The sequence below is a fragment of the Mesorhizobium sp. M7A.F.Ca.ET.027.02.1.1 genome, from assembly GCF_004022985.1.
In the GTDB taxonomy this organism is placed as follows: Bacteria; Pseudomonadota; Alphaproteobacteria; order Rhizobiales; family Rhizobiaceae; genus Mesorhizobium.
This window is the reverse complement of sequence record NZ_RZOL01000119.1, coordinates 1-15,437: the sequence shown is the minus strand read 5'-3', so window position 1 is coordinate 15,437 and position 15,437 is coordinate 1. Positions and strand designations below refer to the sequence as shown.

The 15,437-nt window shown below is 62.5% G+C and carries 14 protein-coding genes and 1 pseudogene; all 15 read right to left on the bottom strand.

Features of this window, described 5'->3' with window-relative positions; all coding sequences use genetic code 11:
* Positions 1-167: 167 nt before the first annotated feature.
* On the bottom strand, positions 168-851 hold the full coding sequence (locus tag EN749_RS15305) for an ABC transporter ATP-binding protein (protein ID WP_174800360.1): 684 nt from the start codon (positions 849-851) through the stop codon (positions 168-170).
* Positions 848-2,134 (bottom strand): lipoprotein-releasing ABC transporter permease subunit, encoded by a 1,287-nt coding sequence (locus EN749_RS15300; RefSeq protein ID WP_127810084.1) that lies wholly within the window; start codon positions 2,132-2,134, stop codon positions 848-850. The genes EN749_RS15305 and EN749_RS15300 overlap by 4 nt, the downstream gene beginning before the upstream one ends.
* Positions 2,131-3,459: a proline--tRNA ligase gene (gene proS, locus EN749_RS15295; protein WP_127272306.1), complete on the bottom strand. Its 1,329-nt coding sequence runs from the start codon at positions 3,457-3,459 to the stop codon at positions 2,131-2,133. The genes EN749_RS15300 and proS overlap by 4 nt, the downstream gene beginning before the upstream one ends.
* 655 nt (positions 3,460-4,114) lie before the next feature.
* Complete coding sequence (locus EN749_RS15290; RefSeq protein WP_127810083.1) at positions 4,115-4,399, bottom strand: DUF1467 family protein; 285 nt, start codon at positions 4,397-4,399, stop codon at positions 4,115-4,117.
* The gene (mce, locus tag EN749_RS15285; RefSeq protein WP_128289023.1) at positions 4,396-4,800 is read right to left on the bottom strand and encodes a methylmalonyl-CoA epimerase; all 405 of its coding nucleotides are present in this window, start codon (positions 4,798-4,800) and stop codon (positions 4,396-4,398) included. Before mce ends, EN749_RS15290 begins: the two co-directional genes overlap by 4 nt.
* Positions 4,801-4,903: 103 nt before the next feature.
* On the bottom strand, positions 4,904-6,574 hold the full coding sequence (locus tag EN749_RS15280) for a ribonuclease J (RefSeq protein ID WP_127810081.1): 1,671 nt from the start codon (positions 6,572-6,574) through the stop codon (positions 4,904-4,906).
* A gap of 117 nt (positions 6,575-6,691) precedes the next feature.
* The gene (locus EN749_RS15275) at positions 6,692-7,513 is read right to left on the bottom strand and encodes a biotin--[acetyl-CoA-carboxylase] ligase (RefSeq protein WP_127810080.1); all 822 of its coding nucleotides are present in this window, start codon (positions 7,511-7,513) and stop codon (positions 6,692-6,694) included.
* A 5-nt stretch (positions 7,514-7,518) separates the two neighbouring features.
* Complete coding sequence (gene nuoN / locus EN749_RS15270; protein WP_127810079.1) at positions 7,519-8,955, bottom strand: NADH-quinone oxidoreductase subunit NuoN; 1,437 nt, start codon at positions 8,953-8,955, stop codon at positions 7,519-7,521.
* Between the two features lie 18 nt (positions 8,956-8,973).
* Positions 8,974-10,479 (bottom strand): NADH-quinone oxidoreductase subunit M, encoded by a 1,506-nt coding sequence (locus EN749_RS15265; RefSeq protein ID WP_127320599.1) that lies wholly within the window; start codon positions 10,477-10,479, stop codon positions 8,974-8,976.
* Positions 10,479-12,452 carry an NADH-quinone oxidoreductase subunit L gene (nuoL, locus tag EN749_RS15260; protein ID WP_128289024.1) on the bottom strand — a complete coding sequence of 658 codons (1,974 nt, stop codon included), beginning with the start codon at positions 12,450-12,452 and terminating at the stop codon, positions 10,479-10,481. The genes EN749_RS15265 and nuoL overlap by 1 nt, the downstream gene beginning before the upstream one ends.
* A gap of 10 nt (positions 12,453-12,462) precedes the next feature.
* On the bottom strand, positions 12,463-12,771 hold the full coding sequence (gene nuoK, locus EN749_RS15255; protein WP_010910101.1) for an NADH-quinone oxidoreductase subunit NuoK: 309 nt from the start codon (positions 12,769-12,771) through the stop codon (positions 12,463-12,465).
* 1 nt (position 12,772) lies between these two features.
* Positions 12,773-13,393: an NADH-quinone oxidoreductase subunit J gene (locus tag EN749_RS15250; protein ID WP_127267204.1), complete on the bottom strand. Its 621-nt coding sequence runs from the start codon at positions 13,391-13,393 to the stop codon at positions 12,773-12,775.
* Between the two features lie 239 nt (positions 13,394-13,632).
* Complete coding sequence (gene nuoI, locus EN749_RS15245) at positions 13,633-14,124, bottom strand: NADH-quinone oxidoreductase subunit NuoI (RefSeq protein WP_023812382.1); 492 nt, start codon at positions 14,122-14,124, stop codon at positions 13,633-13,635.
* The gene (gene nuoH, locus EN749_RS15240) at positions 14,124-15,167 is read right to left on the bottom strand and encodes an NADH-quinone oxidoreductase subunit NuoH (RefSeq protein WP_127398567.1); all 1,044 of its coding nucleotides are present in this window, start codon (positions 15,165-15,167) and stop codon (positions 14,124-14,126) included. Before nuoH ends, nuoI begins: the two co-directional genes overlap by 1 nt.
* 2 nt (positions 15,168-15,169) lie before the next feature.
* Positions 15,170-15,437, bottom strand: a pseudogene (locus EN749_RS15235) (NADH-quinone oxidoreductase subunit G); the annotation flags it as partial.

The window sequence follows — 15,437 nt, the reverse complement described above, 5'->3', positions numbered from 1 at the left end:
CCTAGGATCCATGCCGTGACCCAGGGGCGATGCTACGGTGCAGAATTATCGCTCTGATAGAGGTCGCATATCCTCGACCCCTGCATTTGTCTCGAAAGTAACGGCATGGATCCTAGGGTCTACGCTCCGCTCCGCGGAGCTTCGCCCTAGGATGACGACATCAGAGACTAAAGCGGCACCACTTTGCCGTCGGCCAGCGTGACACGCCGGTCCATGCGCGATGCCAGTTCGTGATTGTGGGTGGCGATCAGCGCCGCGAGGCCCGATTGCTTGACCAGCGCCGCCAGCGCCTCGAACACATAGGACGCGGTGACCGGATCGAGATTGCCGGTCGGCTCGTCGGCCAGCAGCACCAGCGGCGCATTGGCGACCGCACGCGCGATGGCAACGCGCTGCTGTTCGCCGCCGGAAAGTTCGGACGGCCGGTGCGACGCGCGCTTGCCGATCTGCATGTAATCGAGCAGCTGCGCCGCGCGCTCGGCCGCGTCCTTGCGGCTGAGCCCCTTGATGAGCTGCGGCATCATGATGTTTTCCAGCGCCGAGAATTCCGGCAGCAGATGATGGAACTGGTAGACGAAGCCGACATCGTTGCGGCGGATCGCCGTGCGCTCGTCATCGGAGAGCCGCCCGCAGGCACGGCCGGCCAGGATGACGTCGCCGGCGTCGGGACGCTCCAGCAAGCCGGCAGTGTGCAGCAGGGTCGACTTGCCGGTGCCCGACGGCGCCACCAGCGCCACCATCTCGCCGCGCTTCAGCGAGAAATCGGCACCGTTCAGGATGGTGAGCTTGCGCGGCCCCTGGACATAGTGCCGCTCGACGCTCTTCAGCTCGATAATGACCTCGGCCACTATTCGTACCTCAAGGCTTCGACCGGATCGAGACGCGCGGCGCGCCATGCCGGAAACACGGTTGCCAGGAAGGACAGGCCGAGCGCCATCAGGACGACATAGGTCGTCTCGCGCGGATCCATCTTCGCCGGCAACTGGCTGAGGAAATAGAGCTCCGGATTGAACAGCACCTTGCCGGTCATCCATGAGAAGAACTGGCGGATGGACTCGATGTTGGTGCAGATCAGCACGCCGAGCAGCACACCGGCAAGCGTGCCGGTCACGCCGATCGCCGCACCCGTCATCAGGAAGATACGCAGGATGGCGCCGCGCGACGCCCCCATGGTGCGCAGGATGGCGATGTCGTGCCCCTTGTCCTTCACCAGCATGATCAGGCCGGAGATGATGTTCAGCGCCGCCACCAGCACGATCAGCGTCAGGATCATGAACATGACGTTGCGCTCGACCTGCAGCGCGGAGAAGAAGGTCTCGTTGCGCTGGCGCCAATCGACCATGTCGATCGGCCGCTGCGCCGCCGCCTCCACCTTCGGTTTCAGCGCATCGACATCGTCTGGATTGTCGACATAGATCTCGATCGTCTGCGCCCGCCCGTCCATGTTGAAATAGAGCTGCGCTTCGGAAAACGGCATGTAGACGATGGAGGTGTCATATTCGGACATGCCGACTTCGAAGATCGCCGCGATCTTGTAACCCTTCATGCGCGGCGTGGTGCCGATCGGCGTCACGTCGCCGTCGGGCGAAATCAAGGTGATGGTATCGCCAAGCGTCAGGCCGAGATTCTCCGCCATGCGCTTGCCGATGGCAACGCCGTCGCCAGAGTCGAAATCGGCGATCGAGCCCTGCTTGATGTTGCTGGCAACGATGGCGATCTTGCTCAGATCCTCGCCGCGTATGCCGCGCACCAGCGCTCCGGTTCCGCCGCCGACATTGCCTTGCGCAAGCACCTGGCCATCAATCAGCGGGATGGCGTATTTGACGCCTGACACACCGTTGATGCGGCTGGCGACCTGCGCGTAGTCCTCCAGCGGCGAATCGAGCGGCTGCACGATCAGGTGGCCGTTGACGCCGAGGATGCGCGTCAAAAGCTCCGCCCTGAAACCGTTCATCACCGCCATGACCACGATCAGCGTGGCGACGCCCAGCATGATGCCGAGGAAGGAGATCGAGGCGATCACCGAGATCACCGTCTCCTTGCGCCGCGAGCGCAGATAGCGCCAGGCGACCATGCGCTCGAAGATGGAAAAGGGTCCGGCGCCGACCGGTCTTGCCGCCACCGCCTCGTTCATGCGGCGACACCGAAGCGCTTCTTCACGTCTGCGATCGGCAGCGTCTCGCGCTCGCCGGTCTTGCGATTCTTGATCTCGATCTCGCCGGCGGCGACACCACGCGGCCCGACGATCACTTGCCAGGGCAGGCCGATCAGGTCGGCGGTGGCGAACTTGCCGCCGGGCCTCTGGTCGGTGTCGTCGTAGAGCACGTCCTTGCCGGCGGCGACGAAAGCGGCATGCAATTCGTCGCAGACGCGGTCGCACTCGGCGTCGCCCGCTTTCATGTTGATCAGCCCGATGTCGAACGGAGCCACCGCCTCCGGCCAGATGATGCCGTTGTCGTCATGGCTGGCTTCGATGATCGCCGCGACCAGCCGCGACGGACCGATGCCGTAGGAGCCGCCGGAGACGAAATGATCCTTGCCGTCGGGCCCTGTCACCTTGGCGCCCATCGGCTTCGAATATTTGTCGCCGAAATGGAAGATGTGGCCTACCTCGATGCCGCGCGCCGAAACCTTGTCGCTCTCGCCGATCTTCTCCCACGCCGCCTCGTCGTGCATCTCGTCGGTGGCTGCGTAGGGTGTCGTCCAAGTCTTGACTATATCGCCGATCTCGGCGGCATTGGCGAAGTCAGTCTTCTCTCCGGGCACATCGAGCGAAAGATAGTCGCGGTGGCAATAGACCTGGCTCTCGCCGGTGTCGGCCAGGATGATGAATTCATGGCTGAGATCGCCGCCGATCGGCCCGGTGTCGGCCCGCATCGGTATCGCCTGCAGCCCCATGCGCGTAAAAGTCCGGAGATAGGACACGAACATCCTGTTGTAGGCCGCCCTGGCGCCCTCGAAGTCGAGGTCGAAGGAATAGGCGTCCTTCATCAGGAACTCGCGCGAACGCATGACGCCGAAGCGCGGCCGCACTTCGTCGCGGAACTTCCACTGGATGTGGTAGAGATTGAGCGGCAGGTCCTTGTAGGACTTCACATAGGCGCGGACGATCTCGGTGACCACTTCCTCATTGGTCGGGCCGTAGAGCATGTCGCGGTCCTGCCGGTCCTTGATGCGCAGCATCTCCTTGCCATAGTCGTCATAGCGGCCGCTTTCGCGCCACAGATCGGCCGACTGGATGGTCGGCATCAGGATTTCCAGCGCTCCGGCGCGATTCTGCTCCTCGCGGATGATGCGGCAGACCTTGTCCAGCACCCGCTTGCCGAGCGGCAGCCACGAGAAACTGCCCTGCCCCTGCTGGCGGATCATGCCGGCGCGCAGCATCAGCCGGTGCGAGACGATCTCGGCCTCGCGCGGGTTTTCTTTGAGGATCGGCAGGAAATAGCGCGACAAACGCATGGACAGGTCCGTGAGTGAGGAGGGCCGCGTCAGAATCGGCGCGACTTTGGCTTGCTTGACCCGGCTTCATAGCCATTTCAAGGCGGAATGGGAACCCGGACGCTTCGGCCCGAAAAGCGGCAATCGATTTTCAGAAAGCATGGGATAGCCGGGATCAGAAGCGTCGCACCGTCCTTCGCCCCGCCCAGAAGACCCACGGCGCTGCAAGGCCTTCCGGTCACCGCGCGCGCCTTGATGATCGTTCGCCAAGCAACGCCTGCCACACTATTGTGCAGTGCAGCACGAGAATGCCCGTTTCAAGGCAAAATTCTTCGTGACATTTTCATTCGCCTTAGGCTAATGTACCTCTATAACCGAGAGGGTGGAAAAAAATCTGCTCTCCTACGCGGTCAAAGTCTTGGGAGGATGCGATCTAGGCGCGGTTACTCGCTGCCGCCGGAAACCGGAAACAGATCGGACGCGTTTAAATTGCAAGGCCTCGTGCCTTGCATTTTTTTTGTGCAATCATCTGCTTAGCGCAACGCGTTGCCAAACCACCTTACCCAGCGTCAGCGCTCGTCCGGCCGCAAAACGGCACGGCATTCCTGTCTGGAACCAAGCTGTTCCGACGGATGAAAACGTCTTTGCCGGACAAATCTTCTTGGGCCGGGGCCGGCTATTTGGCTGAGGTTTGGCTGAATTCCGGCACGATGTGCGGGATGTCGTTGAGGCTGTATCCAAGCCCATGCGTCAGGCCATAGAAAATGCCCATCAGGATCGCGGTGGCGATGGTGGTGCGGATCACGGCGCGCAGCATGTGAGGTCCGCGCGGCGCGCTCGGAACCGTGCCGAGCGTCACGTCACGATCGTCGTCCTGCGTCCTCACGCTGAACGGCAGCACAGCGAACAGCACCACCCACCAGGTCGCGAAAAACAGGGCGGTGAACGAAACCCAGCTCATGATTGCTCCAGTTCGATCAGCGTTCCGAAAAAATCCTTCGGGTGCAGGAACAGCACCGGCTTGCCGTGCGCGCCGATCTTCGGACTGCCGTCGCCCAGCACGCGGGCGCCGGCGGCCTTGAGCTGATCGCGCGCGGCCAGGATGTCGTCGACCTCATAGCAAAGGTGATGCATGCCGCCAGAGGGGTTCTTCTCCAGGAAGGCGGCGATCGGCGACCCCTCGCCCAAAGGCTCCAGAAGTTCGACCTTGGTGTTGCCGACATTGACGAACACCACCGTCACCCCATGCTCCGGCAGCGCCTGCGGCGCCGTCACTTCGGCACCCAGCGTGTTGCGATAGGCGGCGACGGCGGCCGCCAGATCCGGCACGGCAAGCGCGACATGGTTGAGACGTCCGAGCATTGGCACTCCCAAGTAGGGGAGTAGGGGAATACGGGAGTAGGGGAAAAGACAGATATGTCAGCTGTTTGCTCTTCCTACTCCCCTACTCCCGTACTCCCTTTCGTCATCTTGTGACGAATACAGTCACCAGCGGCTTCTTGCCCCAGGCTTCGTTGGCGGCGCCGCGCACGGCGCGCCGCACTGCTTCCTGCACCAAGTCGAGGTCTTTTCGGCGCTGACGGGGGATGGAGTCCACCGCGCCGATTGCCGCATCGATCATCAGATCTTCCAGCGACTCGCCACGGCCGTCGGCCTCGGCGACGCCGATGGCGACCAGGTCGGGGTCGCCGGCAAGCTCATATTTGTCGTCCAGGACGACATTGACCGCCACATGGCCGGCAAAGGACAGCTTGCGCCGGTCGCGGATGCCCATCGCCTGATCGGTGCCGATCAGTCTGCCATCCTTGTAGATACGGCCGAACGGCACCTGATCCATGATGGTGGCTGGGCCGGGAGCAAGCCTGAGCATGTCGCCGTCGCGCACCTGCGCCACCTGGCCGATGCCCGATGTCGACATCAGCGAGCCCTGCGCCACCAGATGTGCCGCCTCGCCATGCACGGGAACGCCGATCTGCGGGCGCACCCATTTATACATCTTGCGCAATTCGCTGCGCCGCGGATGGCCGGAGACATGCACCAGTGCATCGCCGTCCTCTATGATCTTGACGCCGAGGTCGATGAGGCGGTTCTTGATCTCGAGAATCGCCTTCTCGTTGCCGGGAATGGTACGCGAGGAAAACACCACCGTGTCGCCCGCCGTCAGTGACACCGACTTCATCTCTTCGCGCGACAGCTTGGCCAGTGCGGCCAGCGGCTCGCCCTGGCTGCCGGTGCAGATGATGACCAGGTTCTCGCGCGGGATGAAACCAAAATCCTCCTCGGCGATGAACTCCGGCAGACCGTCCATGTAGCCGAGTTCGCCGGCCACATCGATGACCCGCTTCAGCGAACGGCCAAGCACCAGGCACTGGCGTCCGGCATCGCGCGCCGCTTTGGCGATCGAGACGATGCGTCCGACATTGGAGGAGAATGTGGTGACGGCGACACGGCCCTTGGCAGCCTGGATGACGCCCTTGAGGCCCTCGCCCACAGCCACTTCCGAAGGCGACTCACCTTCGCGCAGCGCATTGGTCGAATCGCAGATCAGCGCCAGAACGCCCTTGTCGCCATAGGCGCGGAAACGCGCCTCGTCGGTCTTCGGCCCGATCGTCGGCTCCGGATCGATCTTCCAGTCACCGGTATGGATGACGGTGCCTGCCGGCGAGGTAATGGCCAGCGACATCGGCTCGGGAATCGAGTGCGCGACCGGAATGGCTTCGATCTCGAACGGGCCGACGGTGAATTTCTCGCCCGCCCGGTAGATCGTCACCGGTATTTTCGGCGCGCCCTGCTCGCCTTGCCGCTTGGCCTCCAACAGGCCGGCGCTGAACGGCGTCATCCAGACCGGCGCCTTCAGCTTCGGCCATGTGTCGAGCAGCGCGCCATAATGGTCTTCATGCGCATGCGTGATGATGATGCCGCGCAGATTGGCGAGGTTCTCCTCGATGAAGCGCGTGTCGGGCAGCACAAGGTCGACGCCCGGCAGGCTGGCATCGGGGAAGGTCACCCCGACATCGATGACGATCCATTCGCGCGCATTGGGCGGCCCGTAGCCGTAAAGAGCGAAGTTCATGCCGATCTCGCCGACGCCGCCGAGCGGCACGAAGACGAGTTCGGCGTTTTCCGCTTTCGCCATGATTTTTCCCTTCCTGGCCCTCAGGCCAAGCCTAAAAAGCAATCCGGGAAAAGTGTGTAACGGTTTTCCCACCGGAGTTGCGCAAAAACAAACAGTTAGAACCGTTCATGAACGGCCCTATGCCCTGGCCGAAGCGACCGCGCCGAAATGCACATCGCCGGCGGCGATCGTCCGAACCGAACCTTTATCGTCGCGGATCACGAAACGGCAGTCCTCGTCAATGGTCTCAAACACCCCACGCACCACATTACCGTCAATTCTGACAGCAACTTCGCCGCCGAGCCCCGCAGCACGATCAAGCCAGCGTCGCCTGACGGCGGCAAGTCCGCGCCCCTCGTCCCACAATCGGGCATTCTCGCTCCATGCATCCGACAGCGCCAGGAACAGCGTTTCCGCATCGCATGCCGCGCCCAGCGCGCTGAGTGATGTTGCGGGATAGGGCAAATCCTCGGGGTATGCCACCACATTGACGCCGATGCCGACCGCCACCGCGAAACGGCCGCCTTCCAGGATTGCCGATTCCAGCAGGATGCCGGCCAGCTTGGCGCCGGAGGCGAGCACGTCGTTCGGCCATTTCAGTTCGAAACGGTTCTTTCCTTCGCTGCCGCCGTCGAGGCCGATAGCGATCCGGCCCTTCGGCACCACGGCGTCGAGCGCATCGGCCAGCGCCAGTCCGGCGACGAAGCCCAGCGTCGCGGCAAGGCGAAGCTCCGCCTTGGTGATGACGAGCAGCGTCGCCGCGAGGTTGCCTTCGGGGGTCGCCCAGACGCGGCCGCGCCGGCCACGCCCGCTTTCCTGCTTCTTGGAAACGACCCACAATCTGCCGGGGTCGCCTGCCCTTGCGTGGTCCAGTGCCAGCCCATTGGTGGAGCCGACGCTCTCATGCGCCTCGAGCCGGAACCCTTCCGACGCCGAGGTTGGAGCCAGCCGAAATGCCATGCCGACTAGAAAAACGTCTTGGCGGCGGCTTCGGCATAGGTGCCGATCGGCCCGCCGATCAGCACGTAGAACAGCACGAAGGCGCCGGAGACGCCGAGCACGACACGCAATTCCGTCGCCATCGGCACGAAGCCGCCGACCGGTTCGTCGAACCACATGATCTTGATGATGCGCAGGTAGTAATAGGCGCCCACCACCGAGGCCAGCACGCCGATGATCGCCAGCGCATAGAGATTGGCGTTGATGGCGGCGAGGAAGACGTACCATTTCCCCCAGAAGCCGGCGAGCGGCGGAATGCCGGCCAGGGAGAACATCAGGATGGTCAGGATCGTCGCCATGATAGGATTGGTCGACGACAGGCCGGCCAGGTCGCTGATCTGCTCGACATTGCCTTCCTTGCGCCGCATGGCGAGGATGAAGGCGAAGGTGCCGAGCGTCATCACCAGATAGATCAGCATGTAGATGGCAACGCCGCGCACGCCGGCCTGGCTGTTGGCGGCAAGGCCGACCAGCGCGTAGCCCATATGGCCGATCGAGGAATAGGCCATAAGCCGCTTGATGTTGGTCTGGCCGATTGCCGCGAAGGAGCCGAGCGCCATCGAGGCGATCGAGATGAAGACGATGATCTGCTGCCAGTCTGCGGCGATCGGCTTGAACGCACCCATGGTGACGCGCACCATAAGCGCCATCGCCGCCATCTTGGGTGCTGCCGCCAAAAAGGCCGTCACCGGTGTCGGCGCGCCCTCATAGACATCTGGCGTCCACATGTGGAACGGCACCGCCGAGATTTTGAAGGCCAGACCGGCCAGCACGAAGACGAGGCCGAAAACGAGGCCAAGCTGGCGCTCGCCGCTGCCGAGCGCAGAAGCGATCTCCTGGAAGCCGGTGTTGCCGGTGTAGCCGTAGACCAGGCTGATGCCATAGAGCAGCATGCCCGAGGACAGCGCGCCGAGGACGAAATATTTGAGGCCAGCCTCAGTCGAACGCAGATTGTCGCGGTTGATCGCGCACAGCACGTAGATCGCCAGCGATTGCAGTTCGAGGCCGAGATAGAGGCCGATCATGCCATTGGCGGAGATCATCAGCATCATGCCGAGCGTGCACAGCAGGATCAGCACCGGATATTCGAACTTGTCGAAGCGTTCAGCCTTGGCAAAGCGCATCGACATCACCAGCGTCACCGCCGAGCCGACCAGCGCCAGCACCTTCATGAAGCGGGCGAAGGAATCCTGGATGAAGGCATTGCCGTAAGCGCTGCCCTGCCCGGTCCGGAAGATCAGCCAGGCGCCTGCGATCGCCAGCACGGCCACCGCAAGGCCGGTTACCGTGTTGGCCGTGTTGGCGCGCGAATAGGCTCCGACCATCAGCAGCGCCAGCGCGCCGACGGCAAGGATCAGCTCTGGCGTCGAGAGCGACAGGCTGGAGAGAAGGTCCGGCGTCATGGTTCGCAAAACCTCTGGTCAGTTCGCCGCCGCGGTCTGCGCGGCGCCGATGGATGCAGTGACATTGGTGACGAGCGACTTGACCGATTCGGCCGTCGCGTCGAAGACCGGGGCGGGATAGACGCCGAAGAAGATGACCAGAACGACCAGCGGGTAGATGATCACCTTCTCGCGCAGCGACAGGTCGAGCAGGCCCTTCAGGCTGTCCTTGGTCAGCGCACCGAAGATCACCCGGCGGTAGAGCCAGAGCGCGTAGGCGGCCGACAGGATGACGCCGGTGGCGGCGAAGAACGCCACCCAGGTGTTGACCCGGAACACGCCGAGCATGGTCAGGAACTCGCCGACGAAGCCGCTGGTACCGGGCAGGCCGACATTGGCCATGGTGAAGATCAGGAACACCGTGGCGTATTTCGGCATGTTGTTGACCAGGCCGCCATAGGCCGCGATCTCACGTGTGTGCATGCGGTCGTAGATGACGCCGACGCACAGGAACAGCGCGCCGGAGACGAGGCCGTGGCTGAGCATCTGGAAGATCGCGCCCTGCACGCCTTCCTGGTTCATGGCGAAGATGCCCATGGTGACGAAGCCCATATGAGCAACCGACGAATAGGCGATCAGCTTCTTCATGTCCTCCTGCATCAGCGCCACCAGCGAGGTGTAGATGATGGCGACGACGGACAGCGCGAAGACCAGCGGCGCGAACATTTCCGACGCCAGCGGGAACATCGGCAAGGAGAAGCGCAGGAAACCGTACCCGCCCATCTTCAACAGGATGCCGGCCAGGATGACGGAGCCCGCCGTCGGCGCCTCGACGTGCGCGTCGGGCAGCCAGGTGTGCACCGGCCACATCGGCATCTTCACCGCGAAGGAGGCGAAGAAAGCAAGCCATAGCCATGTCTGCATGTTGGCCGGGAAGTTGTGGGTCAGCAGCGTCGGGATGTCGGTTGTGCCGGACTGGAAGAACATCGCCATGATGGCGAGCAGCATCAGCACCGAGCCGGCGAGCGTGTAGAGGAAGAACTTGAACGAGGCGTAGACGCGCCGCTTGCCGCCCCAGACGCCGATGATGATGAACATCGGGATCAGGCCGGCTTCGAAGAAGACGTAGAACAGCACGATGTCCAGCGCGCAGAACACGCCGATCATCAGCGTTTCGAGCAGCAGGAAGGCGATCATGTAGGCCTTCACGCGCTTCTCGATCGATTCCCACGACGCCAGGATGCAGAGCGGCATCAGGAACGTCGTCAAGATGACGAACAGCATCGAGATGCCGTCGACGCCCATATGGTAGGAAATGCCGGAGTCGAGCCAGGCGACCTTCTCGACGAACTGGAAGCCGGACTGCGAATTGTCGAATCCGGTCCAGATGAACAGCGAGATGATGAACGTGAAAATCGTCGTCAACAGCGCGATGGCGCGGATGTTGCGGCGTGCATTTTCGCTGTCGTCATTGATGAACAGGATAAGCAGCACACCAACCAGCGGCAGGAAGGTGACCAGCGAGAGGATTGGCCAGGCGGTCATCAGAGCATCATCCAGGTGACGAGTGCGGCAACGCCGATCAGCATGGCGAAGGCGTAGTGGTAGAGATAGCCGGTCTGCAGCTTGACGATGCGGTCGGTGACATCGACGACGCGCGCCGAAATGCCATCCGGGCCGAGGCCGTCGATGATGGTGCCGTCGCCGGTCTTCCACAGGAAATGGCCGAGGCGCTTGGCCGGACGCACGAACAGGAAGTCGTAGAGCTCGTCGAAATACCACTTGTTGAGCAGGAAGGCGTAGAGCCCGCGATGCTGCGCGGCCAGGTTGACCGGCATTTCCGGCGAGCGGATGTAGAATTTCCAGGCCAGCGCGAAGCCGCTCAGCATGGCGATGAAGGGCGACAGTTCGACCCACAGCGGCAATTCGTGGATGTCGTGCAGGATGTGATTGTCAGGCAGTGTGAACAGCGATGCCTTCCAGAACTCGGCATAGCCCTCGCCGATGAAGGCGCCGTGGAAGATGACGCCGGCAAACAGCGCGCCCGCGGCCAGGATGAACAACGGCACCAGCATCACCGGCGGCGATTCATGGACATGGTGCATCACCTCATGGCTCGCCCGCGGCTTGCCGTGGAAGGTCATGAAGATCAGCCGCCAGGAGTAGAAGGAGGTGAAGCAGGCGGCGATGACCAAAAGCACGAAGGCCATGCCGGCAACCGAATTGTGGCCGGCAAAGGCGCTCTCGATGATGGCGTCCTTGGAGAAGAAGCCGGCGGTGCCGATGACCGTCACCGGAATGCCGACGCCGGTCAGCGCCAGCGTGCCGATCACCATCATCCAGTAGGTGGTCGGGATCAGTTTCCTGAGGCCGCCCATCTTGCGCATATCCTGCTCGTCGGACACGGCATGGATGACCGAGCCCGAGCCGAGGAACAGCAGCGCCTTGAAGAAGGCATGCGTGAACAGGTGGAAGATCGCCGCGCCATAGGCGCCGACGCCGAGTGCCACAAACATGTAGCCGAGCTGCGAGCAGGTCGAATAGGCGATGACGCGCTTGATGTCGTTCTGGACGAGACCGACGGTGGCCGCGAAGAAGGCCGTGAAGGCACCGATGAAGGTCACCACGGTCAGCGCCGAATGCGACAGTTCGAACAGCGGAGACAGCCGTGCCAGCATGAACACGCCGGCCGTCACCATGGTGGCGGCATGGATCAGCGCGGAAACCGGTGTCGGGCCTTCCATGGCATCCGGCAGCCAGGTGTGCAGCGGCACTTGCGCCGACTTGCCCATGGCGCCCATGAACAGGAGCAGGCAGACGATCGTCATGGCCGCCTGCTTGTCCAGCGCATAGCCGAGGAAGGTCAGCACCGCGGCGCCGTGCGGGGCGCCTTCGGCCGGAATGAACGTTGCCGCATTGGCGAAGATGGTGCCGAGATTGACCGAGCCGAACAGCACGAACAGGCCGAAAATGCCGAGCGCGAAGCCGAAATCGCCGACGCGGTTGACGACGAAGGCCTTGATTGCCGCGGCATTGGCCGACGGCTTCTTGTACCAGAAGCCGATCAGCAGATAGGAGGCGAGGCCCACCCCTTCCCAGCCGAAGAACATCTGCACCAGATTGTCTGATGTCACCAGCATCAGCATGGCGAAGGTGAACAGCGACAGATAGGCGAAGAAGCGCGGCCGGTTCGGATCGTGGTGCATGTAGCCGATCGAATAGATGTGAACCAGCGCCGACACGGTGTTGACCACCACCAGCATCACCACCGTCAGCGTGTCGATCCTGAGCGCCCAGGCCGCTTCCAGCCCACCCGATTGGATCCAGCGCATCACCGGCACGGTGAACACCTCGCCATGGCCGAAACCGACGGTGAAGAAAGCGACCCACGACAGCACCGCCGCGATCACCAGGAAACCGGAGGTGATGTATTCGGACGCCTTGGCGCCGAGCGACGTGCCGAACAGGCCGACGATCAGGAAGCCGAGCAGGGGAAGGAAGACGATGGCCTGATACATGGTGGTTCCGTCAACCCTTCATCATGTTCACGTCTTCGACCGCGATCGAGCCGCGGTTGCGGAAGAAGACGACGAGAATGGCAAGCCCGATGGCGGCCTCAGCCGCCGCGACCGTCAGCACGAACAGCGCGAACACCTGGCCGACCAGATCGCCGAGTGCTGCCGAAAAGGCGACGAAATTGATGTTGACCGCCAGCAGGATCAGCTCGACCGACATCAGGATGACGATGACGTTCTTGCGGTTCAGGAAGATGCCGAACACGCCGAGCGTGAACAGAACAGCCGATACGGTCAGATAATGCGCGATGCCGACAACCATCTCAGAGTCCCTCGCCTGTCTTGACCTTGCGGATTTCCATACCGGTCGCCGGCGTGCGGCCGACCTGGGCTGCGATCGACTGCCGCTTGACGCCTGGTTTATGGCGCAGCGTCAGCACAATGGCGCCGATCATGGCGACCAGCAGCACGAGGCCCGAAATCTGGAAATAGTAGAGGTAGTCGGTATAGAGGATGTCGCCGAGTGCGGCCGTGTTTGTTCGCGTGGCGAGATCCGGAATGGGCTTGGAGACCGTCGAGGCGAGCTGCGGCGCGAAAGTGTAGCCGCCGAGCACGACGATCAGCTCCGCCGCCAGGATCAGCCCGACCAGCGCGCCGATCGGCGCATATTGCAGAGCGCCTTCCTTCATCTCGGCGAAATCGACGTCGAGCATCATGACGACGAACAGGAACAGCACCATCACCGCGCCGACATAGACGACGAGCAGGATCATCGCCAGGAACTCGGCCCCGGTCAGCATGAACAGGCCGGCGGCGTTGAAAAAGGTCAGGATCAGGAACAGCACCGAATGCACGGGGTTGCGCGACGAAATGACCATGAACGCCGACGCCACCGCGACAAAGGCGAAGAGGTAGAAAAAGGCCGCCTCTAGTCCACTCAACATTGGGGATCCCCCGGGTTCCTGTACGAACAGGACGCTCGTCCTGTTTGTTGTCTCTGGCCTGGTTCCGCCTCCGGTTCCAAAGCCGCGTTGTCCTAGCCCATGTTCCGATCGGGTTGAAAGGCCCGATCGAAAGAAACATGGGCCACTCTGTATTCCGGAGCATGATCTGGTCCGAAAAGTCCGCAACTTTTCGGGATCATCCTCTGGACGAGGCCCCTGCCCCGCCCATGCGTCAAATATCAGCGGTAGGGCGAGTCCAGCGAGATGTTGCGCGCCAGTTCGCGCTCCCACCGGTCGCCATTCGCCAACAGCTTGTCCTTGTCATAGTAGAGTTCCTCGCGCGTCTCCGTCGCGAATTCGAAATTCGGCCCCTCGACGATGGCGTCGACCGGGCAGGCTTCCTGGCAGAAGCCGCAATAGATGCACTTCACCATGTCGATGTCGTAGCGAACCGTGCGGCGCGTGCCGTCATTGCGGCGCGGGCCGGCCTCGATGGTGATGGCCTGCGCCGGGCAGATTGCCTCGCACAGCTTGCAGGCGATGCAGCGTTCCTCGCCATTGGGATAGCGGCGCAGCGCATGCTCGCCGCGGAAGCGCGGACTAGTCGGCCCCTTCTCGTGCGGATAGTTGATCGTCTCCTTCGGCGCGAAGAACTGGCGCATCGACAGGAAGAAGGCGCTGACGAAATCCTGCAGCAGCAGCGATTTGGCGGCTTGGGAAAGAGCGGACATCACGCAAACCCCGTGATCTTGAGGAAGGCGGCGGTGGCGACCACCATGAACAGCGAGATCGGCAGGAACACTTTCCAGCCAAGCCGCATCAATTGGTCGTAGCGGTAGCGCGGCACGAAGGCCTTCACCATGGAGATGCCGAAGAACACGAAGCAGACTTTCAACACGAACCAGATGACGCCCGGCACCCAGGTGAACGGCGCGAAGTCGAACGGAGGAAGCCAGCCGCCGAGGAACAGGATGGTGGCCAGCGCGCACATCAGCACGATGGCGACATACTCGCCGAGGAAGAACAAAAGGAACGGCGTCGACGAATATTCGACCATGTGGCCGGCGACCAGTTCCGATTCGGCTTCCACCAGATCGAAGGGCGGCCGGTTCGTCTCGGCCAGCGCCGAGATGAAGAAGATGATGAACATCGGGAACAGCGCCAGCCAGTTCCAGTCGAGGAAGGTGTTGGGCAGGCCAAGCCGCGTACCAATTCCATCATGCTGCGACAGCACGATATCGGTGAGGTTGAGCGAGCCGGCGGTGAGCAGAACGGTGACGATGACGAAGCCGATCGAGACCTCGTAGGACACCATCTGAGCGGCCGAACGCAGCGCGCCGAGGAACGGATATTTCGAGTTGGAGGCCCAGCCGCCCATGATCACGCCATAGACCTCGAGCGAGGAGATGGCGAAAACATAGAGGATGCCGACATTGACGTTGGCGATCGCCCAGCCCTGATCGACCGGGATGACCGCCCAGGCCGAGATCGCCAGCACGGCCGACACCAGCGGCGCCAAAAGGAACACGCCCTTGTTGGCGCCTGACGGGATGACCGGTTCCTTGAAGACGAACTTCAGCAGATCGGCGAAGGCCTGCAGCGTACCCCAGGGGCCTACGACGTTCGGGCCACGGCGCAGTTGCACGGCCGCCCAGATCTTGCGGTCGGCGTAGAGGATGTAAGCAACGAAAATCAGCAGGATAACGATCAGCACGACCGATTTCAGCAGAATGATCAGCGCCGGCAGCACGTAGAAGGAGAAGAAAGTGTCCATGCTTATTCCGCCGCCTGCTTGAAGCCGCTCTTGGCCAGCGCCGAGCATTCCGCCATCACGGCCGATGCCCGCGCGATCGGGTTGGTCAGGTAGAAATCCGTCACCGGCGAGGTGAAGGTGCCCTTGTTCAGCCGCCCGCCGAGCTTCGCCACCCCGGCGATGTCCTCGGCATTGCCGGCCGCGACCTGATCGATACGGGCCAGATGCGGGTATTCGCCATAGAGCTTGGCGCGCAGCTGCGGCAGCGAATCGAACGGCAGTTTCTTGCCC